Source organism: Streptomyces sp. Je 1-332 (assembly GCF_040730185.1).
GTDB lineage: Bacteria > Actinomycetota > Actinomycetes > Streptomycetales > Streptomycetaceae > Streptomyces.
Map to the genome: position 1 here is coordinate 1,620,497 of NZ_CP160402.1, position 23,571 is coordinate 1,644,067.

Here is a 23,571-nt window from a genome sequence, read left to right on the forward strand (position 1 = left end):
CAGACTCATGAGTTCTGTTGTGCACCCGGCCACCGAGCCGGGTCCGGACCCGTTAGACAAGCCGACGCTGTCCGGTAACTACCGGCCGATTTCCTCACACCTGGCGATCACACCGCCGGTGAGTGTCGTGATTCCCGCCATGAACGAAGCGGAGAATCTTCCCTACGTTTTCAAGACACTGCCCGACTGGATTCACGAGGTCGTACTCGTGGACGGAAATTCGACGGATGACACGGTGGCCGTCGCGCGCGAGCTGTGGCCGGACGTGAAGGTCGTCCGACAGCTCGGCAAGGGCAAGGGCGACGCCCTGATCACCGGATTCGAGGCGTGCACCGGCGACATCATCGTGATGGTCGACGCGGACGGCTCGGCCGACGGGCACGAGATCGTCAGTTATGTCTCCGCCCTCGTCTCGGGCGCGGACTTCGCCAAGGGCTCCCGCTTCGCCAACGGCGGTGCCACGGACGACATGACGCCGATCCGCAAGCTCGGCAACCACGTCCTGTGCTCCGTCGTGAACGCCAAGTTCGGCGCCCGCTACACCGACCTGTGCTACGGCTACAACGCCTTCTGGCGGCACTGCCTCGACAAGATCGAGCTCGACTGCACGGGCTTCGAGGTGGAGACCCTGATGAACATCCGGGTGGTCAAGGCCGGGCTCAAGGTGCAGGAGATTCCCAGCCACGAGTATCTGCGCATCCACGGGGTCAGCAATCTCAGCGCCGTGCGCGACGGGCTGCGTGTCCTGAAGGTGATCCTGACGGAGCGCTCCAACCGCCGTGGGCAGCGCCGTCGTACCCGTGGTGTTCCGTTCCGCACGCGTCAGGGAGAGGTGTCTTGAGCGGTCCCGGCCACCACGGGGGGAGCACGGTCGCGGGTGTCTCCGTCGTCATCTGCGTCTACACCGAGGACCGCTGGGAGGACATCCTCGCGGCGGTCGCCTCGGTGCGGGCGCAGTCCCTGACGGCTCTCGAGACGCTGCTCGTGGTGGATCACAACGCCTCGCTCCTCGACCGACTCGCCAAGGAGTACAAGGAGACCGAAGGGGTGCGGGTGCTCGCGAACGCGGGCCCCCGCGGCCTCTCGGCGGGCCGCAACACCGGGATCGCCGCCTCCAGCGGCGAGATCATCGCGTTCCTCGACGACGACGCCGTCGCGGAGCGGGACTGGCTGCGCCACTTCGCCGAGGGGTACGCCGACCCGAAGGTCTTCGCGGTGGGCGGGCGCACCATGCCCGTCTGGGAGTCACGGCGCAGGCCCGCCTGGTTCCCCGAGGAGTTCGACTGGGTCGTCGGCTGTACGTACAAGGGCCTGCCCGAGGGGCGCGTGCGGGTGCGCAACGTCCTGGGCGGCAACGCCTCCTTCCGGCGCACCGCCTTCGAGGCCGCGGGTGGCTTCGCGACCGGTATCGGGCGTGACGGCGACAAGCGTCCGCTCGGGTGTGAGGAGACGGAGCTGTGCATCCGTCTCACCCGGGCGAGGCCGGACGCGGTCCTGCTCATCGACGACCGCGCGGTGATCCACCACCGGGTCCCCGCGGCGCGGGAGCGCTTCCAGTACTTCCGCACGCGGACGTACGCGGAAGGCCTCTCCAAGGCGCTCGTGGCCCGGAGTGTGGGCGCGGACAAGGGCCTTGAGTCCGAGCGGCGGTACGCCACGCGCGTCCTGCCGGCCGGGGTCGGGCGCGGTCTGCGGGACGCGCTGCTCGCGCGTCCCGGCGGCGCGGGCCGCGCGGGCGCCATCGTGGCGGGCGTGGTCACTGCGGCCGGTGGGTACGTCCTCGGGAGTGTCCGCGCGCGCAGGGGAGGCGCCGCTTTCTCGGTCGTGGAGATCGGGACCGACGCGGACGGCGAGGGGGCTTCGGCATGAGGACGAGTGCGGCACCGACAGGCCTGGGGGGACCGCCATGAACGCTCCTGTGCCGATACTCATGTACCACTCGATCGCGCATGAACCGACCTTGGAGACACGGGACTTGTCCGTGTCTCCCGGGGCGTTCGCCGAGCAGCTCGAGCTGCTCGGCGAGCGGGGTTTCACGCCGCTGAGCACGGCCGGGCTCGCCGCGATCTGGCGTACTCCCGGCCGCACCCTGCCGCCGAGGCCCGTCCTGATCACCTTCGACGACGGTTACGAGGGCGTGCACCGGCACGCGCTGCCCGTGCTCGCCAAGCACGGCTTCGCCTCGACGCTCTTCGTCTCCACCGGCTGGCTGCGCGGGGCGCACGACACCGGGGGCGGCCTCGACGTGATGCTCGACTGGGACCAGGTGCGTGAACTGGCCGCGGCGAACACGGAGATCGGCGGGCACAGCCATACGCACCCGCAGCTCGACCAGCTGGACGACGACGACCTCTGGTTCGAACTGCTTCGCTGCAAGGAGATCGTCACCGAGGAACTGGGCACCCGGCCGGTCTCCTTCGCCTACCCGTACGGCTATTCGAGCCGACGGGTGCGCGAGACGGTGCGCGGCGCCGGATTCGCCCAGTCGCTCGCGGTCGGCAACGGCCTCGCACGGCGTACGCAGGGGCCGTACGCCCTACAGCGGGTGACCGTGCGCCGCTCCACCGGCATCGCGGAGTTCGAACGGCTCGTCGAGGGCCGTGCGATCGCCCGCACCTTCGCAAGGGACCGTGCCCACACCAAGGGGTACGCCGTGGTCCGTAGGTTCCGACAGGCCCGCCGGAAGGCAACTCGTACCCGTGTCTGACACGTCGACCGCCCAGGCAGACGTCTCTGGGACCCCGAGCAGCGAACAGCAGCCGCCGTCCGGCAAGTCGGGCAGGCCGCGCAGAATGCGGCTGCCCGGAAGGGGCGGCGGCGGTGGCGGGAGTCCTCTGTTCCGCAATGCCTATGCGCTGATGCTGAACACCGGCATCTCCGGCGTGCTCGGCGTCGGCTTCTGGCTGGCCGCCGCTCGGTACTACTCCGAGTCGGCGGTCGGCCAGGGCTCGGCGGCGATCGCCGCCATGAAGCTCCTCGCGGGGCTCACCGCGCTCACCCTGACGGGGGCCCTCGCCCGCTTCATCCCCGTCGCGGGGCGCGCCACGGGCAGGCTCATCTTCCGTACGTATGCGACCAGTTCACTCGTCGTCGCGTGCGCCGCACTGATCTTCCTGTTCACGCTCGACCTGTGGGGGCCCTCATACGCTTTCCTGCACGGCCCGCTCAACGGTCTCGGCTTCATCGCCGCGGTCATCGCCTGGTCGCTGCTCACCCTTCAGGACGGGGTGCTCACGGGGCTGCGCAGCGCGCTGTGGGTGCCGGTCGGCAACACGATCTTCTCGGTCGTCAAGCTGGGGCTGCTCATCGCGGTGGCGGCGGCGATCCCGACGGCGGGCGTGTTCGTGTCGTGGGTGGCCGCGATCGCCATGTCCGTCATCCCGCTGGGCTGGCTGGTGTTCCGGCGGCTCGTGCCACGGCACGTGAAGGCGACCCAGGACAAGACGCGGCCGCCGACGCTGCGCGAGATGGGCCGCTTCCTGGCCGGTGACTACACCGGCTCGCTCTTCTCGCTCGCCGTGGTCTATCTCGTACCGGTGATCGTCGCCTCGCAGGTCAGCTCGGTCGACAACGCGTACTTCTACATCACCACCACGATCGGCGGCACGGTCAACCTGCTCGCCATCAACATGGGCGCCTCGCTGACGGTCGAGGGCGCGCACGACCCGGCGCGGCTCGCGGCGAACACCCGGGCCGCGCTGCGCCGCATGGCGCGGATCATGCTGCCGGTGTGCGGTCTGCTCTTCGTCGGGGCGCCGTTCATCCTGCGGGTCTTCGGCCAGGGGTACGCGGACGCGGCGACGCCGCTGCTGCGCTGGTTCGCGGTGGGAGCGGCGCTGCGGGTCGTCATGGAGACGTACTTCGCGGTGCAGCGCGCCCAGAGCCGTACGTCGGGGATCGCCTGGATGCAGGGCCTGTTGTGCGCACTCGTGCTCGGCCTGACGCTGCTTCTGCTGCCGCGGATGGGTCTCACGGGGGCTGGGGTCGCCGAGATCTGCAGCCTCGCGGTGATCGTGGCGATCGTGGCGCCGAAGCTGTACCGCGTGGCGCGGGGGGCCGGGCCGTCGGACGGTGGCGGGGCGCCGGACGGTGATCTCGCGGCCCTGGGGGCGCCCGTGACGCCGCCCACCGCCGCCGCGGACGAGGCGGGTCAGCAGCAGGAGCGGCGGCGGGGGCCCGCCTGGGCCCTGCGCGAGTCGCTCGACTCGGACACGCTGCAGCTTGCGGTGCAGCCGGACTTCGAGCATCCCGAACGCAGGCCCGACATGCGTCCGGGACCGGGGACGCCCGCGTCCGGGACCCCGGCCTTCTCGAAGGCCGGTGTCCCGGACGCGGGCACGGGGGACGAGGGGGAGGACATGCAGGACAGGGGGGACCTGGAGCACCGCCCGACCTGGGCGCTGAGAACACCGGTCGGACCGCGCGAACCGGCGGCATCGTCAGCGATCCCGCCTTCGGTGTCATCGGCCGTCACCGCACCCGCCGAGGAGCCGGGCACCGCACCGAGTGTGACGGAGGAGCCGGCGGAGACCGGCGGCGCGTCCGGACCGCTCCCCCGCCGCCGCGCCGTCCTCATGGCGCTCCTCCTCGCCTTCGCGGTGGCCCTCTACTGGCTGCCCACCGTGGGCATGACCGAGGGCGATCTGGACGCGATGGGCGGCCTCGGGCTCATCTCCATCCTGCCCGCGCCGACCCTGTTCGGGGCCGCGCTGCTCGTCGTCGTCTTCGCCTCGCTGCTGTGGCTCGAGCGGCCGCACAAGGCCCTGCTCCTGGCGACGCTGCTCACCACGGTGGTGTGTCTGCACGCGCTGCCCGCCGTCCTCGAGGACGAGCCGCGGTTCGCGACGGCCTGGCAGCACCTGGGCTTCATGGAGTACATCGACAGGACCGGCTCCGCGGTGCCCGACCTGGACGCGCGCTGGAGCTGGCCCGGGTTCTTCGCCGCGGCCACGTTCGTGGCGAAGGCGTGCGGCGTCTCGGACATGACCGAGGTGATCCGCTGGTGGCCGCTGGCCATGCAACTGCTCTACCTGGCACCGATGTTCCTGCTCGTGCGCGCCATGCGGGCGTCCTGGCGCGCCAAGTGGGCCGGTCTGTGGATCTTCGCGCTGAGCGGCTGGGTCGGCCAGGACTACTTCTCCCCGCAGGGCTTCACGTATCTGCTCTATCTGGTGTTCGTCGCGGTGCTCCTCGTGTGGTTCCGCGCGCCGCACGTGCTGTGGGCCAAGCGGCGTCCGGGTGAGCTGGAGGTCGAGCCCGCCGACCGGCGGCAGCGCGCGGTCCTGCTCGCCGTCCTGATCGCCTTGTTCGCGGCGACGGTCCCCGCGCACCAGCTCACGCCGTTCGTGATGCTCGGTGTCCTGGCAGGACTCGTCCTGGTGGGCCGCTCGGAGCTGCGCGGACTGCCGATCCTCTTCGCGGTCCTGGTCGCCGTCTGGGTGGGCTTCTTCGCCGAGCCGTACTGGTCGGGGCACTTCGACGAGCTGTTCGGCGGGATCGGCGGCGTCGGCGGCAATGTGACCTCGTCGGTGTCCGGCCGCATCGAGGGCGGCAGTTCGACCCACCAGCTCGTCCTGTACGCACGCGTCGCACTGGCAGGCGGCGTGATGGCGTTCGCCTGCCGGGGCTGGTGGCGGCGGCGCGACCACAAGTACTCGGAACGCTCGCTGCTCGTCCTGACCTTCATCCCGTTCCTGGGCTTCGGCATGCAGTCGTACGGCGGCGAGATGGCCCTGCGGGTCTTCATGTTCGCGCTGCCGGGCGCCGCGCTCCTCGCCGGGCTCGCGTTCTTCCCGCGTGCGGGCATCACCGCGAAGGAGCGGGACCGCGACAAGGTGAGTCTGGCGCCGCTGGCCGCGCTGATGGCGGGCCTCGTCCTGATGGGCGGCTTCCTGGTGGCGCGCTGGGGCAACGAGCCCTTCGAGCGGACCCGGGCCGGCGAGGTCGCCGCGATGGAGTACGTGTACGAGCACGACGATCCGACGGTGCGGCTGCTGTGGATGAGCGACGACACCATCAACAACGTGACGCCGGCGATGCCGTGGGGCACCCGTGACATGGAGAAGGTGAGTTACGTCCCGACGCTCGCCCCGGCCGACCCGGTCCTGGTCTCCAGCCTGGTGAAGGCGCTCAGGGACGCGGGTCCCAACTCGTATCTGATGATCAACAAGAGTCAGACGGTCTATCTCCAGATGGACGTGGGCTACTCCAGGACGTGGGACACCCGGCTGATCAAGAACCTCGACAACCGCCAGGAGCTGAAGAAGGTCCTCACGAACGACGACGCGACCCTCTACACCCTGAGCAAGCAGCCGAACGGCAAGGTAGCGAAGGCCGAGCCGGGCCCGATCGGTCCGCAGGTGACGTGGACCCCCTGGTCGGTGATCGGCGGGCTCGCGGCGATCGCCGTGGTCCTGCTGCTCGTCACGCGTGAGGTCGTGCGGGTGGCGTGGGAGCCGAGCGTGCGGCAACTGCGCTGGCTGCAGAGCAGTTTCTGGTTCTCGCTGCCGCTGCTCGCGGTCCTGCTCGCGTCGCTGATCCAGCGGTTCCTGACCATGGCGTGATCCGGGGGTGGGCGAAGAGGGCTGAGGCGGATCACCGCTTCAGCCACTTCACCTCGTACCCCTTCATCTTGAAGCGTTGCCCGTCGACCTTCGCGTCGATCGGGCGGTCGAGGGTGTTGACGACGAGCACGGTCTCCTTGGTGGCGAGGACGCGTACGTTCGGTTCGTCGTCGGCGTCGACGGAGACCTTCTCGTACTGCGTGCCGGGCGGGAACGCGTCGCTGAACCGGGAGAGCATCGCCAGCATCGGCAACTCCGTGCCCCCGTCGTCGAGTTCGGTGGAGCGCCACAGGCAGCCCGCGCAGCTCTCGCCCCTCTTCTGCGGGTTCCAGTAGAAGCCGCTGCTCGCGCCGCCGCGCGCCATCGCCATCAGTCCCGTGGCGTGGACGGCGACGCGGTGCGGCTCGGACCAGTCGTCGCGGTTGTCGTCGCTGTCGCCCGGTTCCACGTAGTACTCGGCCCACCACAGCGGCAGGTCTCCGGTGCGCTCCCGCACCCACTTGCCGACGGCCGTGAGCTTCTCGGTGGCCTTGAACTCGTCGGGGAGCATCTCGTCGTCGACGGTGTAGCTGGAGCCGTCCACGACGACGAAGTCCGCGCCGGTCTTGTTCTTGTTCCAGTAGTCGAAGGCGTCGAGGGCCCGCTGGTCCATGCGCCCCCAGTCGCCTTCGACCTCGCTCGACGCGCCCTCGGTCTGGCGCGGGTCGACGCTGTCCATGACGAGGTAGGGGCCGCCGACCATGATGTCCTTGTTGACCTTCTTGAGCTCCTTGTACACCAGGTTGTAGAGCTCGGTGTAGCCCTCGTAGTCCCAGCGGGCCTTCTCGTCGTTCCAGAAGCCCTTGAACTCGTTCCAGACGATGAAGTGCCGGACGTCGGGATAGCGCTTGGCGACGGTCGCAGCGAGCTTGGCGTAGTCCTCGAAGTGGGCGGGTTCCGGGGCGGTCTCCAGGGCCTGCTGGCTCCAGTCGGTGTTGTCCGCGCCGGGCTCGCCGCCCTTCATCCAGTCCGGGGCGCAGCACAGGGTGACGACCGGCGTGCCGTCGGTGGCCCGGATGAAGTCCATCCGCTGGTCCATCGCCGAGAAGTCGTAACGCCCCTTGACCGGCTCGGGGTTGCCCGCGCCCCAGCCCATGATGTGCTGGATCTGCGGCAGCGGGCGGGGCAGGCCGGCGAGCAGCTCCTCGGCGCGGCGGGTGGCCGCGTCGCCGCCCTCGTCCGCGCTGTACTGGGTGTGGGTGAAGCCCCAGCCGACGGCCGGATCCGCGTCACCGGGCGGGACGGCGGGGGTGCCGTGCACCTTGTCGCCGTCACGCGTGGTGCCTTCGGTACCCGAATCGTCACCGGGAAGCGTGGTGGTGACGGTCAAAATCAGGGCCAGTGCGGCCAGAGCGACGCCGAGCAGCGCGGCGAGCCGCCACCGCTGTGCCCCCGAATTCCACCCATGACGTGCCATCAAGGACAACAGTAACGGCGACCGTTGGCGGTAGGACAGGTTCCGGGCCACGGGTTCGCAACCGGACGAAGTGCGAGGGAGTGCGACGGGAGTGCGGCGTGAGTACGGCGGAGTGCGTAAACGGGGATGCACGCGGGCACTCGTGTGCCGGATCATGGCGGCATGTCTGCGAACCCTCAGGACACCCTGCCGATCCGGCTCAACGTCGACGACAGCGACTCGCCGTCGGATGTCGTGGACGCCCTCTTCCTCGGCCGTTTCGCCACCGGCGAGCAGCCCTTCTCGCACAGCTCCAACATCGACCGCGTCAAGTCCGGTTCCACGCTGCTGCCGCCGGGTGCGACGGTGCTGCGCGCGGCCCGCGACGACGACCGCAGCGCGACGCTGGCCGAGGGTGACGGCTGGACGCTCCTGGTCTCGCGCTGGAACCGCGGCGCGGACGTCACGGTGACGGCGACGAGCGCCGGCCTCGCCGAGCAGGTCCTGAAGCAGGCCACGGACGGCGCGCAGGACGAGCCGGAGCCGCAGCCGGACAACGTGACCATGGGGTTCTGGTACGTGTCCCCCAGGCGCGGCCCGCACCGCACCACACGGCAGATCGCCGCCGGTACGTGGGAGGAGGTGCGGGAGAACTACACCGCGCCGGTGGCCGATGCCATGGACTCCCTGATGAAGACGGGCCCCGAGGACATCTCGGGCCGCCTCCTGCTGCTGCACGGCCCGCCGGGCACGGGCAAGACGTCGGCGCTGCGGACGCTCGCGCGGTCCTGGCGTGACTGGTGCCAGGTGGACTGCGTCCTGGACCCGGAGCGGCTGTTCAGTGACGTCGGGTACTTGATGGACATCGCGATCGGCGAGGACGACGGCACGGCGAAGGGCCGCTGGCGGCTGCTGCTCCTGGAGGACTGCGACGAGCTGATCCGGGGGGAGGCGAAGCACACCGCCGGGCAGGCGTTGTCGCGGTTGCTGAACCTGACGGACGGGCTGCTCGGGCAGGGCCGCAACGTCCTGGTCGGCGTCACCACCAACGAGGACCTGGAGCGACTCCACCCTGCGGTGGTCCGCCCCGGCCGGTGCCTCGCCCGCATCGAGGTCGGGAGCCTGACCCGCGCCGAGTCGATCGACTGGCTCGGCACGGAGGAGGGGGTGTCCCGCGAGGGCGCGACGCTGGCCGAGCTGTACGCGCTGCGCCGCGGCACGTCGCCTACGTCGGTACCGGACCCCCGGGGCGGGGCGGACGCGGGGCTCTATTTGTAGCTTCCGTTGTGGGCAGGCGTTCCGCAGGGCGATTGGGGCCTCCCCTGCTCGAGCGAAGCCGAGAGCTTGGGGAAAGGTGGGCACAACGCGAAGCTACCGGGTGCCGGAACAGCCAGGCGTCAAGTACCGCCCCGCCACGGGGTGGAAGTCACCCCGAGTCCCCATAGGCAGCACGCAACGCATCCCGCGCAGCGGCAAGCGCCCCCGCCTCGGAGAGGCCGAGCCGCCGAGCCCGCTCGGCGAAAGCCTGGGCCGCGGCGGAGGCCTCCCGCGCCGCCGCGTCACCGGCCGCGGCCACGAACGTCCCATGACGCCCCCGCGTCTCGATCACCCCGTCCGCCTCAAGGGCCCGATACGCCTTGGCCACCGTGTTGGCGGCAAGCCCGAGCTCCTGGGCGAGCCCCCGCACCGTCGGCAACTTGTAGCCCACCGGCAGCGTCCCGCCCCGCGCCTGCTCGGCGATCTGGGCCCGTACCTGCTCGTAGGACGGCACGCCACCCGCACCGGCGGTGCCACCGTCGATCTCGATCTTCAAAGTCACGCGGCGATTGTCCCGCACCGCGGGAAAATAGGAGGCACCCCGACGCGCCACGCGCGTAGCCTGCGGCCCCATGACCCTCCTCGTCCGCGCCCTGCGCCCCGGAAACAGCCCCGACGCCGAGGCCTTCGCCGCGGTCCGCCGCGCCTGCGTGCCCGCCATGCTCGCCACCGCGGCTTCGGTCCGGTTCGACCTGGCGCACGCCCATCCCGACTCCCGTTACCTCCAGTTGGTCGCCGAGGCCGACGGGGAGATCGTCGGCACGGCGCAGGTGGGCATCGCCCACGACAGCCCCGAGCCGGGCCAGGGCTTCGCCAACGTCTACGTACTGCCGGAGCGGCGCGGTCTCGGCGCGGGTTCACTGATCCTGCGGACGGCGGAGGCTCACCTCGCGGACCAGGGAGCGACCACGGTCTTCTCCTGGGTGCTCGACGAGCCCGCGAACCGTGCTTTCGCCGCCTCCCGCGGCTACCGCGCGAGCCGCTCGGCCCACTTCCTCCGCCTCGACCTGGCAGGTGGCCCGTTGCCGCCGCGCCAAGAGCTGCCGGATGGGGTGGAGTTGCGTACGGGAGCGGAGCTCGGGGACGACCCGCGCGCCCTCTTCGATCTCGACGCGGAGACCGTGGCGGACGAACCGGGCGATGTGGCCGCGGAGTTCACGGACTACGGGCACTGGCTCGCCGAGACCTGGAACCACCCCCTGGTGAACCGCGAACTGACCACCGTGGCGGTCGTGGACGGCCGTCCCGCCGCCTTCACGCTCGCCCGCACGGACGACGCGTCGCGCTACGCGAGCGGCATGACCGGCACGGGCCGCGCGTTCCGCGGGCGCGGTCTCGCCAAGCTCGCCAAGAACGACTCCCTGCACCGGGCGCGGGCGGCCGGATACACGGAGGCGTTCACCGGCAACGACGCCGGGAACGAGCCGATGCTGGCGATCAACAAGTGGTTCGGCTACGAGATCTGTGCGACGGAGGTACGTCATGTCCGAGAACTCGGCTGACACGTTGGACATCGTCCTGATGAAGGCGGGCCGCACGAAGATCCGCTACCCGGCGGAGGTCATCGCGGACGACGGCACCGTGGTGACGGTCCGCGCGCCGTGGGCGGCGGACGGGGTGCGGGACTTCGGCTTCGTACGCTTCGAGCCGGGCGACGTCTTCACGGAGCACTACTGGCGAGACCGCTGGTACGCCGTGAAGGAGGTCCGCACGTCCACGGGCGTCCTGAAGGGCTGGTACTGCGACGTGACTCGCCCCGCGGTACGGAACGGGGCCACCCTCACGGTGGAGGACCTGGACCTCGACCTGTGGTGCTCCGCGGACGGCGGAACGATCCTCCGCCTGGACGAGGACGAGTTCACACAAAGCGGCCTGGCCACCCGCGACCCCGAGGCGGCGTCCAAGGCCCTGTCCGCGTTGGACGAACTGGAACGCCTGGCCCGCGCCGGCGCCCCACTGTCACCGCCGCCGCCCTCTCCCGCCACCGAGCCCGCCGCCCCCAGCGACCGCTGACCAGCGGCCAGGGGCGCACCAACCGTGCCCCCGGGGCCTCCGCCACCATCCGGTCCAGGTCCGCCAGGCCCGGCGCGTGAAACGCCAGGTGGTTCAAGCCGGGCCGCTGCCGCCAACTGCCCCCGCCCCCACATCGTGCACACCCCGGGTGCGGGTGAGGGCCACCGACCTGTCCGCCCCGCCCCTCTCGAACCGCACCGCGTCCCCCTCCTCCTGCCAGTGCAGGGCGAACCGCTCCCCCGCCCGCCAGGCCTCAAGTGCCGCCCTGCAGTACGCCACCATGTCGTCCGGCGGTGTGGCCGCCTTGTGCCAGGTGAGTTCGCTGCACTTGTCCGGCTCCGCGTTGAAGGGGGCGCCGCCCGCGCCGTACCGCGCCTCGAAGAACCAGCCGATGCGGGCCTCCCCGCCAGGGCCGCGGTGCTGGAGGACCAGTTCGGCGCTCACGTCCTCGGGGGCGAGGTCGAGGCCGATCTCCTCCCGCGCCTCACGGATCACCGCCGTGCGGACGTCCTCGCCGGGCTCCACGTGGCCGGAGGGGAGGTTGAACAAGCCATCCCCATAACCGGTGTTGGCGCGGCGGGCGAGGAGGACCTCGTCGCCGCGGCGGAGGATGAGGTGGACGTCCACCACCTCCTTGTGACGGATGGGCGCCTCTTCCTCGGGGAGGACCGCCACCACCGCGTAGCGCTCGTCCTCCACTCGCTTGCCCCACAACAGCTCGTCGCCCGACAGGCGTTCGGAGTGCAGACGGGCGGCCATCGGCGTCAGGGCCTCGATCAGACGGCTCGCGGGGATGCCGGAGGGGTTCGTCGTTCCCCATACGCCCTCGACGAGGATCAGGCGGCCGCCCGGCCGCAGCAGCCCGCACCAGCGCCGCAGCGTCGCCTCCAGGTCAGGCAGCATCCACAGCACGTGCCGGGCCAGGACCACGTCGAAGCGGCGGCCATCGACCGGGGGCGCGTCCGCGTCGCCGACCAGCACCTCCGCCGCGTGCCCCGCCAGCTTCTCGCGGGCCCGCTCCACCATGTTCGGGGAGAGGTCCACCGCCGTGACGCGGTGCCCCCGCTCGGCGGCCAGCAAAGACAGGCTTCCGGTGCCGCAGCCCAGGTCGAGAACGTCCCCGGGGGCCACCGGCAGCCAGTCCCGCAGGCGCCCCGCCCACGCCTCCCGCACCGCCACGTCCCGCAGTCCGTGGTCCGCCTCGTCGTCGAAGGTGGCTGCCTCTGTCTCCCAGTCGATCGTCATCCGGCGATGGTGACACTCGCCACTGACAATCCAACTCGAATGAGAAACCCTCCCCGCAGAGGTCTACAGACGTCCCACCTTGGACATCGGTAGTACAGGGAGGCAGCCATGCGCCGTGTGACCGTGCACAAGACCGTCGGTAAGCCCACCAATCGGCAGATCCGGGAGAAATTCGAGGCCGAGGAGCGGCCCCGCGAGCGCTCCGAGGTCCGCAAGGACATCCAGCGGACCTGGTGGCCGGACGGGTGAGATCCCGGGGCGAGGAGGGAGCTAGAGCCTCTTCCGGTAGTGGTAGCGGTCGTACGGGCCGTCCACCCTGCGCTCCACCATCTCGTAGCCGTACCGAGGGTAGATCTTCCGGTTCTCCCACATCATCGCGTTCGTGTAGAGCCGGACCTCCGGCAGTCCAAGCGACCGCGCCCGCTCGTCCACGAAGGCGAGCAGGCGGCGGCCCACCCCTTGGCCCGCGGCCTCGGGGTGGACCGCGATGCTGTCCAGGAACAGGTGGTCCGCATGCGGGACGAGGACCAGGACACCCACCACCGGGTCACCGGTGACATACACCCGCCCCGCCGCCACTTCCGCCGCGTGGTCCGCCTCCATGGGGACGGGCACGACACCGATGCGCTCGATGTAGGGGTGGTACGCCGCGTCCGTCACCGCCTGCACGGCGGGGACGTCGGCGGCGGTCGCCGGGCGGATGTCGTCGTTCGTGCCTCGGGTCATGCCTTTACGTCTACGTCACTCCTCCTGCCCCGCACCAGCAGTTTCTTCAGGAGAGGCCAGAGCACGATCAGCGCGATGATCACGTACACCGTGATCGAGAAGGGCGTGTCGACCAGGCCGCTGACGCTGCCGTCGCTGATCTGCAGGGCGCGGCGCAGCTGTTGCTCGGCGTTCGGGCCGAGGATGACGCCGATGACGGCGGGCAGGACGGGCAGCCCGTAGCGTCGCATGCCGAAGCCGATCAGGCCGATGATGAGCAGGATCACCAGGTCCAGGGCCTCGCCGCCGACCGCGTACGCGCCGACCGCGGCGAAGAAGAGGATGCCCGCGTAGAGGTAGGGCCTCGGGATGCGGAGGAGCTTCGCCCAGACCGGGGCGAGCGGCAGGTTCAGGGCCAGGAGCAGGACCATGCCCACGAACAGCGACGCGATCAGGCCCCAGACCAGGTCCGGCTCGCGTTCGAAGAGGAGCGGGCCCGGCTGGATGCCGTACTGCTGGAAGGCGGCGAGCATCACGGCCGCCACGGCCGTCGTGGGCAGGCCGAGCGTCAGCATGGAGACGAGGGTGCCCGCGGCCGAAGCGGATGACGCCGACTCCGGCCCCGCCACTCCCTCGATCGCGCCCTTGCCCCACTCGTCCTTGTGCTTGGAGAGGCGCTTCTCGGTGACGTACGAGAGGAAGGTGGGGATCTCGGCGCCGCCCGCGGGGATCGCGCCGAACGGGAAGCCGATGAGCGGGCCGCGCAGCCAGGACTTCCAGGTGCGCTTGACGTCCGCCTTGCCGAGCCAGGGGCGGCCGACGGGGATCGCCTCGCCGCTGGTGCGCCGCAGGTGGGCCGCGACCCACAGGGCTTCGCCGATCGCGAAGAGACCGACGGCGACAATCACCACGTCGATGCCGTCGGCGAGTTGGAGCGAGCCGAAGGTCAGGCGCTGCTGCCCGGTCATCTGGTCGAGGCCGACCAGGCCGAGGGTGAGGCCGATGAGCAGGGAGGCAAGCCCTCGTACGCGCGAGGAACCGAGCACCGACGTCACGGCGATGAACGCGAGCACCATGATGGCGAAGTAGTCGGGCGCCCCGATGTCGACCGCGAGCTCCGCGACCTTCGGTGCGAGGGCCACCAGGAGGATCGTGCCGATGATGCCGCCCGCGAAGTGCCCGATGGCGGCGGCCGCTAGCGCTTGTGCGCCCCGGCCGGACTTGGCCATCGGGTTGCCTTCCATGGCGGCCACCACCGCCGCGCTCTCGCCCGGCGTGTTCAGCAGGATGGAGGTCGTGGAGCCGCCGAACATCGCTCCGTAGTAGATGCCCGCGAACATGATGAACGCGCCGGTCGGCTCCAGGCCGTAGGTGACGGGCAGCAGCAGCGCCACCGCCATCGCGGGGCCGATGCCGGGCAGGACGCCGATCGCGGTGCCCAGGAGCACGCCGATGGCCGCCCAGAGCAGGTTCATGGGGGTGAGGGCCGTGCCGAAGCCGTCCATCAGGGAGTTGAAGGCGTTCATGTCACAGCACTCCCATCAGCGGTCCGCCGGGCAGCGGCACCCCGAGCAGGTTGTTGAAGACGACGTACGTGAGGAGGGAGAGCCCCGCCGCGATGAGCGGATCGCGGTCCAGGTGCCGGCTGCCGAGCGCGTACGCGGCGCCCCAGAAGAGCAGGGCACCCGCGACGGGGAAGCCGAGCGGTTCGATGAGGACGGCGGCGCCGAGGAAGACTCCGGCCAGGAGCAGGACGGTGCGCCAGTCGGCGGGTTCGGACAGGTCGATGTCCTCGCCGCCCTCGGCCTCGCCGCGGCCGCCGCGCAGGACGTCGATCGCGAGGAGCACGGCGACGACGAGCAGTCCGATGCCCACGGCGATCGGGACCGTCTTGGGGCCGATGGGGCCGCGCTGGGTGATCTCGACGTCCATGGTGAGCGCGTCGGTGAGGACGAGGGCGCCGAGGGCCAACAGCATGAGGCTGACGCCGAGTTCGGAGTGTTCGCGCAGCCAGGTACGTCGGCTGCGGCCGTGCTCGTCGGGCGGGGTCTCGGTGGTCGGGGTCGTCACAGTCCCAGCTCCTTCAGCACGGACACCACGCTCTTGTCCTGTTCGGCCAGGAAGTCGCCGAACTTGTCGCCGGTGAGGAAGGCGTCGTCCCAGCCGTTGGTCTTGAGGGACTTCTTCCACTGCGGGGAGTCGTGCAGCTTCCTGACCAGGCCGGTGAGCTTCTTGCGTTCGGCGTCGGAGAGGCCGGGCGGGGCGACGATGCCGCGCCAGTTGGTGAAGTCCACGTCGTAGCCGGACTCCTTGAGGGTCGGTCCTTCCAGCCCCTTGGCCCGCTTGGGCCCGGTGGTGGCGAGGAGGCGCAGCTCGCCCGACTTGATCTGGTCCAGGTACTCACCGACGCCCGAGACGCCGAAGGCGACCTTCTTGCCGAGGATCGAGGCGAGGAGTTCGCCGCCTCCGTCGAAGGGCACGTAGTTGACCTTCTTCGGGTCGATCCCGGCGGCGCGCGCCATCAGCATGGGGGCGAGGTGGTCGGGGCCGCCCGGGGAGGAGCCGCCGCCGACCGGCAGCTTGCCCGGGTTCTTCTTCCAGGCCGTGATCAGCTGCTTGATGTTCTTGTACGGGGAGTCCTTGGCGACCACGACGACGTCCGGCTCTTCGGTGAGGCGGGCGATCGGGGTGGTGTCGGCGAGGGTCTTGGGCGAGTCGTTCGAGCGCGCGGCGCCGACGACGCCGAGGCCCATGGACATCGCGAGCTTGCCGTTGCCGTGCTCGCCGACGAGGCGGCTGAGGCCGACGGTGCCGCCGGCGCCGGGCAGGTTGAACACCTCGATGTTGTGGGTGAGTCCGGCGTCCTCGGCGTTCTTCGCCGCGGTGCGGGCGGTGATGTCGTAGCCGCCGCCCGGGGTGTTGGGGACCATGAAGCGCAGTCCGGGGATCTGGGTGCCGGTCTCGGCGTCGCTGCCCGTGGAGAGCAGCGGCGGCCCTGCGAGCACGAGCAGCGCGGCCCCGAGCAGGGCAAGGGGTGTGCGCAGACGCACGTGTGCCACCACCTGTCGGTACGTAGTCGGTACGTGGTTCCGTACGCCGTTCGGTACGGAGGAGTTGAAGCGGCCGGGCTCCCCGTGGGGGCGGGAACCCGGCCGCCGTCCGCGGGGACGGGAACCTGTGAGGTGGCCCACATGTTGCCTGCGCGTTAAGAAGCTGTCTCTCTTCCGGAATCAACGGACGTTGTGGTCGTTGTGGTCGCGCCCATAGCCTGCGGCGATGACAAGGGTCCTGGTCGTGGACGACGACTTCATGGTCGCCAAACTGCACAGCCGTTATGTGTCCGCGGTGGACGGGTTCTCGGTGGTGGGAGTGGCGCACAGCGGCGCGGAGGCGCTGGCCGCGGTGGAGCGGCTGCGCCCCGATCTGGTCCTGCTCGACATCTATCTGCCCGATATGGACGGCATCGCGGTGCTACGGGAGTTGCGTGCCGTCGAGGAGCGCGACCGGGACCGGCAGCCGCTGGACGCGCTGTTCATCACGGCCGCGCGGGACGCGGGGATCGTGCGTGCGGCGCTGCGGGCCGGGGCTCTGCACTACCTCATAAAGCCGTTCAACCAGGCGGCGCTGCGTGAGCAGTTGCTGCACGTGGCGGCGCTCCGGGCGCGCCTGGACGGTCTGGACGAGGCGCGCCAGGAGGACGTCGACCAGCTTTTCGGCCCCCGCCCGCCCGGCTCCCGCGAGCTCCCCAAGGGCCTGGCGGCCCACACCGCGGACCTGGTCGAGCAGACGCTACGGGGCCACCCGGCAGGTCTCTCCGCCTCGGAGTGCGCACAGGAGGGCGCGCTGTCCCGGGTCAGCGCGCGGCGCTACCTGGAGTTCTTCGCGGACACGGGCCGGGTCGAGGTGACGCTGCGGTACGGCGGGACGGGGCGGCCGGAGCGGCGGTACCGGTGGGTTCGGTGAGGGCGGGCCCGGTGGGTTCCCCGGGGCAAGGTGACGGCGGGCCGGTGACCTCGCCGGGGCAAATCGGGCGCGACCTGAGCGGAGCCTGAGGGCTCCCTTAACCCCACCATAAAGATCGCCATCACCCCCTCCCAGCAGGCGAATTCGGGGATTTCAGCGGCTAGTTTTCTCGTCGCCGGGCCGGTTACGAACCGTCGGCGCCGCACGTGATCGGGGGGCGGCACCGGCCGTTCGCAACCGTCTCGTGTCCCCCACCCCCCAAGAACCGCCGCTGAGGAGACCCACTCATGACCGCACGCCGAAGCAAGGTCGCCGCGATCGCCGCCGTCGGGATCGCCCCGCTCGCCCTGACCGCCCTTTCGGCCGCCCCTGCCGCCGCGCACGGTTCGATGACGGACCCGGTGAGCCGTGTCTCCGCGTGCTTCCAGGAGGGCCCCGAGTCCCCGAAGTCGGCTGCCTGCAAGGCCGCGGTCGCCGCCAGTGGCGTGCAGGCCTTCTACGACTGGAACGCCGTCAACATCGCCAACGCCGCGGGCAAGTCGAAGGAGATCATCCCCGACGGGAAGCTGTGCAGCGCGGGCAACGACAAGTACAAGGGTCTCGACCTGCCGCGCACCGACTGGCCGTCGAGCAAGATGTCCGGCGGCAACCACACCTTCCGCTACAAGGGCACCGCCCCGCACAAGGGCTCCTTCGAGCTGTACATCACGAAGGACTCGTACGACCCGTCCAAGCCCCTGAAGTGGTCGGACCTGGAGGAGAAGCCGTTCGTCGACGTCACCGACCCGAAGATGGAGAACGGTGACTACGTCTTCGACGGCAAGGTCCCGGCCAAGTCGGGCCGCCACCTGATCTACTCGGTCTGGCAGCGCTCGGACTCCCCCGAGGCCTTCTACACCTGCTCCGACGTCGTCTTCGGCAAGGACAGCGGCGGTGGCGACAGCGGCGGCGCCGAGGCCGCGGCTCCGGCCCCGACCGCCTCCGCGCCCTCCGAGCAGGACATCGCCGCGGGCGCGGACAAGTCCACCGTCGAGCACCACGGCCACGGCGACAGCGACGCCGAGACCGGCGCCGACGCCTCCGAGGCGGCGCCCTCCGCGGGCGACGACACCGCCGCGAACCAGCCCGAGGTGAACGGCGGCGCCGCGAAGCCCGCCGCTGCCACCAACGAGAACCTCGCCGAGACCGGCGGCGACAGCACCACCCCGTACATCGCGATCGGCGGCGCCGCCGCCCTCGCGATCGGCGCCGCGGCCATGTTCGGCGCGGCCCGCCGCCGCACGGCGCGCCACGGCCGCTGAACTCTCTGAGAACGAGGACGCGCTGAGCCGCCGCTGAGATCCCTCAGCGGCGGCTCTCGGCTCAGGAGAAGCAGGTGCTCGGCGTCGCGTGCGCCGGGTCGAGCGCGTTCGCGACCTCGTGGTGGGCGACGCGGTCGAGGATCCCGATCGCCACGTGCTCCGACACGTCGACGGGGCACAGGTCCTGGATGGTCACGTTGCGTACGCCGGGGCCGTCGAGGAACTGCGTGCGGTACGGGGTGACCACCTCGTCGTACTTGGTGGCGATGACGGTGTAGCGCACGCCGGGAACGGTGTCGCCGCCTTCGTTGAGCTTGGTCAGGAACGGCGATCCGGCCACCTGGTCGGCGAGGCTGGGCGTCTTGGTGGTGAGCAGGTCCTCGATGCCCGGGAAGTAGGGCAGCAGCTTGGTGAGGCCGAGCAGCGTGGTGCCGTGGTTGTCCGGCGCGAGGCCGACCAGGGCGTTCACCTTCTCCGCGCCGCCGAGGAACTTCAGGTAGTAGCGGGGCATCATGCCGCCCTGCGAATGGCCGACGAGGTCGGCTTCGGCCGCACCCGTCGAGGCGAGCACCTTGTCGACGAAGCCGTCGAGCTGCTCGGCCGACTTGTCGATCGGACCGAGCCCGTTGAAGAACGGCACTCCGGGCAGCTGGCCGTAGTCGAGGGAGTAGACGCAGTAGCCGCGCCTCATCAAGTAGGGCGCGAGGACGAGCCAGTTGTCGACGGAGTTGCCGAAGGTTCCGTGGACGAGGACCACGGGTCGGGGGTGTGCGGCGGACGGCTTGCAGTCGTAGTCGTTCCAGCCTCGCGAGGTGGCAGCGGGAGCGGCGGGGGCGGCGGACGCCGTGGTGGCGGCGGGGGTGAGGGTGAGCAGGCCCGTCACGAGAAGTGTCATGAGGAGGGCGGCGGTGAACGCTCTGAGCGTGCGTCTCCAGGGCAGCATCGGGTGATCTCCTTGCGGCTCAAGGGAGGTGCGATGAGTGAGCCCTGTGATCCGGATCACGAGGATGCCGTGCACACGACAAATTACGGGCGAGTAGTAAAAGTGTGAAGTTGCGCGTCGGCAAAACTTCCAGCGCTCACTGGCACGGTCGCCCCGGGACCTGTCGCCGCCATGGACCCAGGAGGCCCTACCGCGGGGGCGACACCAGTCCCACCTCGTACGCGATGATGACCAGTTGGACCCGGTCCCGGGAGTCCAGCTTGGTGAAGAGCCGCGCCACATGCGCCTTCACCGTCGCCACGGTGATGAAGAGTTCAGCGGCGATCTCCGCGTTGGACAGGCCGCGGCCGACCAGCGTGAGCACCTCGCACTCGCGGTCGGTGATGCCGTCGACCGTCCGCCGGTCCGCCCGCGGCGCCGGGTCCGGCCGCGCGGCGAACTCCGCGATCAGGCGCCGGGTGACGCTCGGCGCGATCAGGCCCTCGCCGGCGGCCACGACATGGATCGCCCCGAGGATGTCCTCCAGCGCCATGTCCTTGACGAGGAATCCGCTCGCGCCCGCGCGGAGCGCGCCGTACACGTAGTCGTCGTCATCGAAGGTGGTGAGGACGAGCACACGCGTCTGCCCCAGCTCGGCAGTGATCAGGCGCGTCGCCTCGATGCCGTCCATGCCGGGCATGCGGATGTCCATCACGACGACGTCGGGGCGTAAGTCGCGGGCCATGCGCACCGCCTCGGTGCCCGTCCCCGCCTCCCCCACGACCTCGATGTCCGGGGTGTCGGCCATCAGGACGCGCAGGCCCGCGCGGACGAGGGGCTGGTCGTCGGCGAGCAGCACCCGGACCGCGGGGGCGGCGGGGCGGGCGGCGCCGGTCATCGGGCCTCCACCGGCGGCAGGGGCAGCAGCGCGGCCACCCGGAAGCCGCCCTCGGGCCGCGGCCCGGCGGTGAACCGGCCGTGCAGCAGGACGACTCGCTCACGCATGCCGACGAGGCCGAACCCGGTGCCGGCGGGCAGACCACCGCGGCCGTCGTCCTCGACCGCGAGGGACAGTTCGCCCTCCCTCTGCTCGACGGTCACCCGGCAGGTGTCCGTCCCCGCGTGCCGTACGACATTAGTGAGGGCCTCCTGGAGGATGCGGAACGCGGCCAGGTCGATGTCGGCCGGCAGCGGCCCGCGCTCCCCCACCCTGCGGATCTCCGCACGGACCCCGGCGTCCCGGGCCGCCACGGCGAGGCGGTCGATGTCGGCGAGCCCGGGGGCGGGTTCACGGGGCGGCGCGGACGAGTCAGCGGTGGCGGCTTTGTCAGCGGTACGGCCGGCGGCCCGATCAGCGGCCCCGTCGGCGGCGTCTGGTTCCGGCTCGGCCCTGCGCAACGCGACCAGCGTCCGGCGCAGCCCCGCGAGGGTCTCCCTGCTGGTGGCCTCGATGGTCCTGAGGGCGTTGCGGGCCTCCGCGGGCTGGGTGTCGATGACCCGGCTGCCCACACCCGCCTGGATGGCTATGACGCCGATGCTGTGCGCGATCATGTCGTGCAACTCCCTCGCGATGCGCAGCCGTTCGGCGGTGATGGCGCGGGCCGTGTTCTGGGCACGCAGGGCTTCGGCATGGGTACGGCGTTCCCGGGCCGAACTGCCCGCCATCCAGGCGGCGATGAGGAGGACGGCGAAGAACACGGCGGTCTGACCTCTGTCGTTGGCCCACTGGGACGCCACGCAGTGGCTGTCGTACGGGCGGGGGTGGCAGTCGGGGTCGACCGGGAAGCCGAAGAGGCTGCCCAGCTGTGCCGTGAACGCCAGGAGGGCGGCGGTGACCGACGTACGGCGCGCGCGGGTGGCCGCGAGAAAGCCGACGGCGCAGACCCCCACCAGGGCCTGGAGATAGCTGACTTGCGTCGTGCGCATCTCCATCGTGGCCGTGACCCCGCCCAGGAGCAGCAGGGCCAGGGCGGGCAGTGGCCTGCGCCGCAGCAGCGAGGCGATCACAGCGAGGAGCAGGACCGACGCGAGGACCATCAGGAGGTCGAAGCCCTGCTGCCCGTCGGCGAACGTGACGTTGGTGACGGCCGGGAAGAGGGCGGCCCCGGTCCAGGCGAGGCCCGTGCGCACGGCCGGCCACAGGCGACCGGGCACGCGTCGGCTCCGCCCCTCCCCGGCCGTGGCCTCACCTGGGTCGATGTCCATGCGCTGATCGTATGTGGCCTTTCCGCGCGGGGGTATTGGCCCGGAGTCGTACGCCCGTGGGCTGCCGGGCCCGCGGCGGTATGGCCCCCGGCCCGATGCCGCGCCGCCCCGGTCGGCGGCACCGTGGCTCACATGATCGAGGTCAACGAACTGACGAAGCGTTACGGCGCCAAGAGCGCCGTACAGAACCTGAGTTTCACGGTGCGCCCGGGGCATGTCACCGGGTTCCTGGGCCCGAACGGCGCGGGCAAGACGACCACCCTGCGGATGCTGCTCGGCCTGGTGGCCCCCAGCGGCGGAAGCGCCACCATCGACGGCCGGCCCTTCCGGGACCGGCCGCGCGGCCTGCGGCACGTCGGTGCGCTGCTCGACGCGGGCGACGTGCACGGCGGTCGTACGGCCCGCGCCCATCTGCGCGCCCTGGCCCATGGCAACGACATCCCCCGGAGCAGAGTGGCCGTGGTGCTCGACGAGGTCGGCCTCGCCGAGGTGGCCGGGCGGCGCGTGGGCGGCTTCTCCCTCGGCATGCGCCAGCGCCTCGGGATCGCCACCGCGCTGCTCGGCGACCCGCCGGTGCTCCTCTTCGACGAACCCCTCAACGGCCTCGACCCGGAAGGCGTGTTGTGGGTACGCGGGCTCTTCCGGCGCCTGGCCGCCGATGGCCGCACCGTGTTCGTCTCCAGCCACCTCATGTCCGAGATGGAGAACACCGCCGACCAGCTCGTCGTCATCGGCCGTGGCGAGCTCATCGCCGCCGAGAGCGTCACCGCGTTCGCCGCGCGCGGCACCCGGCTGAGCGTCACGGTGCGCACGCCCGACGCCCTCGCCCTGAAGGAGCTCCTGACCGCCGAGGGCGCCCGCGTCCAGGAGGACCGCGATGCCCTCACCGTCACCGGCCTGCCCGCGGCCCGCATCGGCGACCTCGCCTTCCGGCACGGGGTGCGACTCCACGAACTCGCCACCCGGGCCGCCTCTTTGGAAGCGGCGTTCATGGAACTGACCGCCGACAGCGTCGAATACCTAGCGGGAGATGCCCGATGACGACCACTACCACCCCTCCCCCGGCCACCGAGGTCACCGGGGCCACCGGGCCGCGGGCCCGTTTCCGCCATCTCCTCGCCGCCGAGTGGATCAAGCTGTGGTCGCTGCGCTCCACCTACTGGGTCCTCGCCATCGGCGCGCCGGCGGTCACCGGGATCAACGTGAACTCCGCGCTGACGAACCTCGACTGGCTCTCACAACGGGACGCGCCCGCGCCGATGGACCCGCGGATGCGGTACGACGCGCTGTCCAGCGCGTTCGTCGACCCCGCCTGGCAGATCCTGATGGTCGTCGCGGGCAGCGTGGGCGCTCTCGCGGTCTTCGGCGAGTACACCAGCGGACTGATCCGTACGACGTTCACGGCCGTCCCCGACCGGCGTGCGGTGATGCTGGCCAAGGCGGTCGTCATGTCGGCGGTGACGGCCGTGCTCGGGGTGCTCGTCTCCGTGGCCTCGTTCGGCGTGACGCAGGCGATCCTGCGGGAGCACGGCGGTCTGTCGATCGGCGATCCGGGCGCGCTGCGTGCCGTCGCGGCGTCCGCGCTGCTCATACCGCTGAGCGCGCTCGTGGGCATGGCCGTGGCGGCGCTCGTGCGGCATGCCACGGGCAGCATCGTCACGACCCTCGTGTCGCTGGTCCTTGCGCCCGCCTTCCTCCAGGGCGACACATACCGGTGGGTGAAGGAGCTCGGCAACGCGATGCCGATCACCGCGTGGAACACCCTCATCGAGAACCCCGCGATGGAACACCCGCCGGCCAAGTACGCGGAGACGGTCACGGAGGCGTGGATCGTGTTCGCGGCGTGGCCGGTGGCCGCGGTGATCGTCATGGTCCTCGCCGTGCGCCGCCGGGATCTGTGAG

General features: G+C 71.0%; 22 protein-coding genes. 12 read left to right on the top strand and 10 right to left on the bottom strand.

The window, feature by feature from the left end:
- The first annotated feature begins 7 nt into the window (after window positions 1-7).
- From ABXJ52_RS07590 to ABXJ52_RS07605, 4 genes are all read left to right on the top strand, one after another.
- Complete coding sequence (locus tag ABXJ52_RS07590) at window positions 8-841, top strand: glycosyltransferase family 2 protein (RefSeq protein ID WP_367040348.1); 834 nt, start codon at window positions 8-10, stop codon at window positions 839-841.
- Window positions 838-1,869 carry a glycosyltransferase family 2 protein gene (locus ABXJ52_RS07595; RefSeq protein ID WP_367040349.1) on the top strand — a complete coding sequence of 344 codons (1,032 nt, stop codon included), beginning with the start codon at window positions 838-840 and terminating at the stop codon, window positions 1,867-1,869. Before ABXJ52_RS07590 ends, ABXJ52_RS07595 begins: the two co-directional genes overlap by 4 nt.
- 37 nt (window positions 1,870-1,906) lie before the next feature.
- The gene (locus ABXJ52_RS07600; protein WP_367040351.1) at window positions 1,907-2,707 is read left to right on the top strand and encodes a polysaccharide deacetylase family protein; all 801 of its coding nucleotides are present in this window, start codon (window positions 1,907-1,909) and stop codon (window positions 2,705-2,707) included.
- 85 nt (window positions 2,708-2,792) lie between these two features.
- Window positions 2,793-6,563 carry a lipopolysaccharide biosynthesis protein gene (locus ABXJ52_RS07605; RefSeq protein ID WP_367048878.1) on the top strand — a complete coding sequence of 1,257 codons (3,771 nt, stop codon included), beginning with the start codon at window positions 2,793-2,795 and terminating at the stop codon, window positions 6,561-6,563.
- Between the two features lie 31 nt (window positions 6,564-6,594).
- On the opposite strand, the gene ABXJ52_RS07610 is transcribed toward ABXJ52_RS07605, so the two are convergent.
- Window positions 6,595-8,019 (bottom strand): xylan 1,4-beta-xylosidase, encoded by a 1,425-nt coding sequence (locus ABXJ52_RS07610; protein ID WP_367040352.1) that lies wholly within the window; start codon window positions 8,017-8,019, stop codon window positions 6,595-6,597.
- A 162-nt stretch (window positions 8,020-8,181) separates the two neighbouring features.
- On the opposite strand from ABXJ52_RS07610, the gene ABXJ52_RS07615 reads away from it, so the two are divergent.
- Window positions 8,182-9,276 (top strand): DUF5925 domain-containing protein, encoded by a 1,095-nt coding sequence (locus tag ABXJ52_RS07615; RefSeq protein ID WP_367040353.1) that lies wholly within the window; start codon window positions 8,182-8,184, stop codon window positions 9,274-9,276.
- Window positions 9,277-9,424: 148 nt separating this feature from the next.
- Here the strand turns inward: ABXJ52_RS07615 and ABXJ52_RS07620 are convergent, their stop codons facing one another.
- Entirely contained in the window at window positions 9,425-9,817 is a 393-nt protein-coding gene (locus ABXJ52_RS07620) for a GntR family transcriptional regulator (RefSeq protein ID WP_367040355.1), read from the bottom strand.
- A 70-nt stretch (window positions 9,818-9,887) separates the two neighbouring features.
- Here ABXJ52_RS07620 and ABXJ52_RS07625 point away from each other — a divergent pair, with 70 nt between their 5' ends.
- Together ABXJ52_RS07625 and ABXJ52_RS07630 are read left to right on the top strand one after the other, a co-directional pair.
- Window positions 9,888-10,817: a GNAT family N-acetyltransferase gene (locus ABXJ52_RS07625; protein WP_367040356.1), complete on the top strand. Its 930-nt coding sequence runs from the start codon at window positions 9,888-9,890 to the stop codon at window positions 10,815-10,817.
- A complete protein-coding gene (locus tag ABXJ52_RS07630; RefSeq protein ID WP_367040358.1) occupies window positions 10,798-11,328 on the top strand; it encodes a DUF402 domain-containing protein in 531 nt (176 codons plus the stop codon). Before ABXJ52_RS07625 ends, ABXJ52_RS07630 begins: the two co-directional genes overlap by 20 nt.
- Window positions 11,329-11,421: 93 nt before the next feature.
- Here ABXJ52_RS07630 and ABXJ52_RS07635 read toward each other — a convergent pair whose 3' ends face one another.
- The gene (locus tag ABXJ52_RS07635; protein ID WP_367040359.1) at window positions 11,422-12,573 is read right to left on the bottom strand and encodes a methyltransferase domain-containing protein; all 1,152 of its coding nucleotides are present in this window, start codon (window positions 12,571-12,573) and stop codon (window positions 11,422-11,424) included.
- A gap of 108 nt (window positions 12,574-12,681) precedes the next feature.
- Between ABXJ52_RS07635 and ABXJ52_RS07640 the strand changes: the two genes are divergently transcribed.
- Entirely contained in the window at window positions 12,682-12,822 is a 141-nt protein-coding gene (locus ABXJ52_RS07640; RefSeq protein ID WP_367040361.1) for a hypothetical protein, read from the top strand.
- A 21-nt stretch (window positions 12,823-12,843) separates the two neighbouring features.
- Here ABXJ52_RS07640 and ABXJ52_RS07645 read toward each other — a convergent pair whose 3' ends face one another.
- The 4 genes from ABXJ52_RS07645 to ABXJ52_RS07660 are packed head-to-tail and all read right to left on the bottom strand — an operon-like array spanning window position 12,844 to window position 16,328.
- Entirely contained in the window at window positions 12,844-13,299 is a 456-nt protein-coding gene (locus tag ABXJ52_RS07645) for a GNAT family N-acetyltransferase (RefSeq protein WP_367040363.1), read from the bottom strand.
- The gene (locus ABXJ52_RS07650) at window positions 13,296-14,804 is read right to left on the bottom strand and encodes a tripartite tricarboxylate transporter permease (protein ID WP_367040365.1); all 1,509 of its coding nucleotides are present in this window, start codon (window positions 14,802-14,804) and stop codon (window positions 13,296-13,298) included. Before ABXJ52_RS07650 ends, ABXJ52_RS07645 begins: the two co-directional genes overlap by 4 nt.
- A gap of 1 nt (window position 14,805) precedes the next feature.
- Window positions 14,806-15,348: a tripartite tricarboxylate transporter TctB family protein gene (locus ABXJ52_RS07655; RefSeq protein ID WP_367040366.1), complete on the bottom strand. Its 543-nt coding sequence runs from the start codon at window positions 15,346-15,348 to the stop codon at window positions 14,806-14,808.
- Entirely contained in the window at window positions 15,345-16,328 is a 984-nt protein-coding gene (locus ABXJ52_RS07660) for a tripartite tricarboxylate transporter substrate binding protein (RefSeq protein ID WP_367048879.1), read from the bottom strand. Before ABXJ52_RS07660 ends, ABXJ52_RS07655 begins: the two co-directional genes overlap by 4 nt.
- Window positions 16,329-16,554: 226 nt before the next feature.
- On the opposite strand from ABXJ52_RS07660, the gene ABXJ52_RS07665 reads away from it, so the two are divergent.
- Window positions 16,555-17,241 carry a response regulator gene (locus ABXJ52_RS07665; protein WP_367040368.1) on the top strand — a complete coding sequence of 229 codons (687 nt, stop codon included), beginning with the start codon at window positions 16,555-16,557 and terminating at the stop codon, window positions 17,239-17,241.
- A 287-nt stretch (window positions 17,242-17,528) separates the two neighbouring features.
- Entirely contained in the window at window positions 17,529-18,542 is a 1,014-nt protein-coding gene (locus ABXJ52_RS07670; protein WP_367040369.1) for a lytic polysaccharide monooxygenase, read from the top strand.
- Window positions 18,543-18,603: 61 nt separating this feature from the next.
- On the opposite strand, the gene ABXJ52_RS07675 is transcribed toward ABXJ52_RS07670, so the two are convergent.
- The 3 genes from ABXJ52_RS07675 to ABXJ52_RS07685 all read right to left on the bottom strand — a co-directional run bounded on the left by ABXJ52_RS07675 (window position 18,604) and on the right by ABXJ52_RS07685 (window position 21,669).
- Window positions 18,604-19,485 carry an alpha/beta fold hydrolase gene (locus ABXJ52_RS07675; RefSeq protein WP_367040370.1) on the bottom strand — a complete coding sequence of 294 codons (882 nt, stop codon included), beginning with the start codon at window positions 19,483-19,485 and terminating at the stop codon, window positions 18,604-18,606.
- A 187-nt stretch (window positions 19,486-19,672) separates the two neighbouring features.
- Window positions 19,673-20,362: a response regulator transcription factor gene (locus ABXJ52_RS07680; protein WP_367040372.1), complete on the bottom strand. Its 690-nt coding sequence runs from the start codon at window positions 20,360-20,362 to the stop codon at window positions 19,673-19,675.
- A complete protein-coding gene (locus ABXJ52_RS07685; protein ID WP_367040374.1) occupies window positions 20,359-21,669 on the bottom strand; it encodes a histidine kinase in 1,311 nt (436 codons plus the stop codon). The genes ABXJ52_RS07680 and ABXJ52_RS07685 overlap by 4 nt, the downstream gene beginning before the upstream one ends.
- 132 nt (window positions 21,670-21,801) lie before the next feature.
- Here ABXJ52_RS07685 and ABXJ52_RS07690 point away from each other — a divergent pair, with 132 nt between their 5' ends.
- Window positions 21,802-22,710 carry an ATP-binding cassette domain-containing protein gene (locus ABXJ52_RS07690; RefSeq protein WP_367040375.1) on the top strand — a complete coding sequence of 303 codons (909 nt, stop codon included), beginning with the start codon at window positions 21,802-21,804 and terminating at the stop codon, window positions 22,708-22,710.
- The gene (locus ABXJ52_RS07695) at window positions 22,707-23,570 is read left to right on the top strand and encodes an ABC transporter permease (RefSeq protein WP_367040377.1); all 864 of its coding nucleotides are present in this window, start codon (window positions 22,707-22,709) and stop codon (window positions 23,568-23,570) included. Before ABXJ52_RS07690 ends, ABXJ52_RS07695 begins: the two co-directional genes overlap by 4 nt.
- Window position 23,571 lies beyond the last annotated feature (1 nt).

Bases quoted from the DNA above. Each gene is read 5' to 3' on its own strand.
- ABXJ52_RS07650 (WP_367040365.1), bottom strand. From the start codon at position 14,804: ATGAACGCCTTCAACTCCCTGATGGACGGCTTCGGCACGGCCCTCACC.
- ABXJ52_RS07670 (WP_367040369.1), top strand. From the start codon at position 17,529: ATGACCGCACGCCGAAGCAAGGTCGCCGCGATCGCCGCCGTCGGGATC.
- ABXJ52_RS07605 (WP_367048878.1), top strand. From the start codon at position 2,793: ATGCGGCTGCCCGGAAGGGGCGGCGGCGGTGGCGGGAGTCCTCTGTTC.
- ABXJ52_RS07680 (WP_367040372.1), bottom strand. From the start codon at position 20,362: ATGACCGGCGCCGCCCGCCCCGCCGCCCCCGCGGTCCGGGTGCTGCTC.
- ABXJ52_RS07610 (WP_367040352.1), bottom strand. From the start codon at position 8,019: ATGGCACGTCATGGGTGGAATTCGGGGGCACAGCGGTGGCGGCTCGCC.
- ABXJ52_RS07635 (WP_367040359.1), bottom strand. From the start codon at position 12,573: ATGACGATCGACTGGGAGACAGAGGCAGCCACCTTCGACGACGAGGCG.
- ABXJ52_RS07615 (WP_367040353.1), top strand. From the start codon at position 8,182: ATGTCTGCGAACCCTCAGGACACCCTGCCGATCCGGCTCAACGTCGAC.
- ABXJ52_RS07665 (WP_367040368.1), top strand. From the start codon at position 16,555: ATGACAAGGGTCCTGGTCGTGGACGACGACTTCATGGTCGCCAAACTG.
- ABXJ52_RS07685 (WP_367040374.1), bottom strand. From the start codon at position 21,669: ATGGACATCGACCCAGGTGAGGCCACGGCCGGGGAGGGGCGGAGCCGA.
- ABXJ52_RS07600 (WP_367040351.1), top strand. From the start codon at position 1,907: ATGAACGCTCCTGTGCCGATACTCATGTACCACTCGATCGCGCATGAA.
- ABXJ52_RS07645 (WP_367040363.1), bottom strand. From the start codon at position 13,299: ATGACCCGAGGCACGAACGACGACATCCGCCCGGCGACCGCCGCCGAC.
- ABXJ52_RS07630 (WP_367040358.1), top strand. From the start codon at position 10,798: ATGTCCGAGAACTCGGCTGACACGTTGGACATCGTCCTGATGAAGGCG.
- ABXJ52_RS07625 (WP_367040356.1), top strand. From the start codon at position 9,888: ATGACCCTCCTCGTCCGCGCCCTGCGCCCCGGAAACAGCCCCGACGCC.
- ABXJ52_RS07675 (WP_367040370.1), bottom strand. From the start codon at position 19,485: ATGCTGCCCTGGAGACGCACGCTCAGAGCGTTCACCGCCGCCCTCCTC.
- ABXJ52_RS07640 (WP_367040361.1), top strand. From the start codon at position 12,682: ATGCGCCGTGTGACCGTGCACAAGACCGTCGGTAAGCCCACCAATCGG.
- ABXJ52_RS07690 (WP_367040375.1), top strand. From the start codon at position 21,802: ATGATCGAGGTCAACGAACTGACGAAGCGTTACGGCGCCAAGAGCGCC.
- ABXJ52_RS07590 (WP_367040348.1), top strand. From the start codon at position 8: ATGAGTTCTGTTGTGCACCCGGCCACCGAGCCGGGTCCGGACCCGTTA.
- ABXJ52_RS07695 (WP_367040377.1), top strand. From the start codon at position 22,707: ATGACGACCACTACCACCCCTCCCCCGGCCACCGAGGTCACCGGGGCC.